The organism is Prochlorococcus sp. MIT 0701, assembly GCF_000760295.1.
Taxonomy (GTDB): domain Bacteria; phylum Cyanobacteriota; class Cyanobacteriia; order PCC-6307; family Cyanobiaceae; genus Prochlorococcus.
Window position 1 is genome coordinate 1 of sequence record NZ_JNBA01000043.1, and the last position, 1,634, is coordinate 1,634.

The following is a 1,634-nucleotide window of genomic DNA, read 5'->3' on the forward strand; positions in this document are numbered from 1 at the left end:
TGCTCTGTTGCCGAGGTAGCTACCGCTTGGATAGCCAGCTACACAGCCGTAGCGCTCAATCAGGTTGCTAAGAGCCTGATAAGCCCAATCGGTTGGGTAAACATCTTGGAATTGGGAGATGCTGGTGACCTGCTCGCTGGAGGCCGAATAATCGGACACACCTTTGATGTCTAGGTCTGCGGCATTAGCAGCCATAGGGGCCATCAGGCCCAAGGCAGCAGGTGCCACCAGCAATTGCTGGAAGAGTTTCATTTGATTCCTCACACGAAAAGAGGTTTTTCAGTGAAGATATTTGTTTAAAGACTCCCCCAAAATCTTGGCAAAGTGCCAGGCATTTCACTGGCTAGTATCAACAGATACTAAAAAACCCTGCAAAACCAAATCTGTGTGGATTGACCAATCTCGACCAACTGGCAAGGAGCTCGATTAAATAGATTCTGAAATCAGCATCTATTTCAGATTTGAAGCTGAGAGAGATGTATAAAGGCGAATCTTGATGTCCGAAGTATTAGGGGTAGGCAATGGCATCGTCATTCCTATTTATTTATTATAAATCACTGAGAATCAGAGCATGAAAAAGCCCCCCGTTTCCGGAGGGCTGCAATTGATAGAGATTGTGAGGAGTCGGTTATGAGGCCCAACAAGACGTTGGGCCGAAAGATCAGAACTTAAATGTGGTTCTAACTAAACCACCAAAGTTGCTGAAGGTGTCGTCGCTACGGCCACCACCGAACAGAGGGTCAGCAGGGTCGGTCGTATCACCCAAAGGACGGCTGAGGTAATAAACCGCAGGAGTCACAGAAATGTTATCGGTGACCTGGAACTTGTACCAGAGTTCAAAGGCGTAGTTGCCATCAGCAACGAAATCGGATTGATTGACATCGTCGTCATAGTCGACGGCAGTGACGAAGGTGGGCTGACCCCCAGCAACGCCAAGGACATTGCCCTCGACAAATGCATCTTCCCACTGAAGTCCGACATACCAAGACTGGGATGTCGCATTGTCAATCAGATCGATGTCCTCGTTCTCGTTGACGTCGTTGAGACCCCAACCAGCGCTGATGCTTGGGAACCAACCGGTGTCTTCTGGAGCCCACCAGGCACTCACTGCATAGGAATTAGTTGTACCTCCTCTGGACAATTGAACAGCCAAAGGTGTGGCATTACCAGCGTAGATGCCGGCGCCATTGTCTCCAGAGGTGTAGGAGTAGGCAGCTGCAATGCCCCACTGGTCCTGGGCATATGCGATTTGAGCCGTAGCATTGGAAGCAGCAGCATCAGTGCCGATACCACCTGTCGTATCATTAATGCCAGACCCCGCGGCCGGACGGTCATTACGGTTTGGGTTGCCGTTATCAGCGTTAGCAGAGACGTAGCTAGCGCTAATGCTCCAGCCGCTATCGTTGTCATTCCACCAGATACCACCACCACCACCTTTGGTGAGGCTGTAGGCGCCAGGAGCACCTGCATAGGTGAAGACGTCGAGAATCGTTTCGGACGGATAGTTACTAGGCCATACGGCAAGCATGTTGTCCTGACGAACCATGGCACCAGCGGTCACGGTGAACTCTTCGCCGAGTGGGAATTGATACCAGAGGCGATCAACGGTGACTTGATCCTCTTTACCCTCCTCT

Annotated in this window: 2 protein-coding genes; both read right to left on the reverse strand. The window is 50.8% G+C overall.

Annotated elements, in window-relative coordinates; genetic code table 11:
- Positions 1-252, reverse strand: a 252-nt coding sequence (locus EV12_RS12570; RefSeq protein ID WP_036915955.1) for an S-layer homology domain-containing protein, incomplete at its 3' end; no start/stop codon positions are given.
- A 409-nt stretch (positions 253-661) separates the two neighbouring features.
- Positions 662-1,634 (reverse strand): carbohydrate porin (locus EV12_RS12575; protein ID WP_036915957.1); only part of this gene is annotated, 973 nt, incomplete at its 5' end.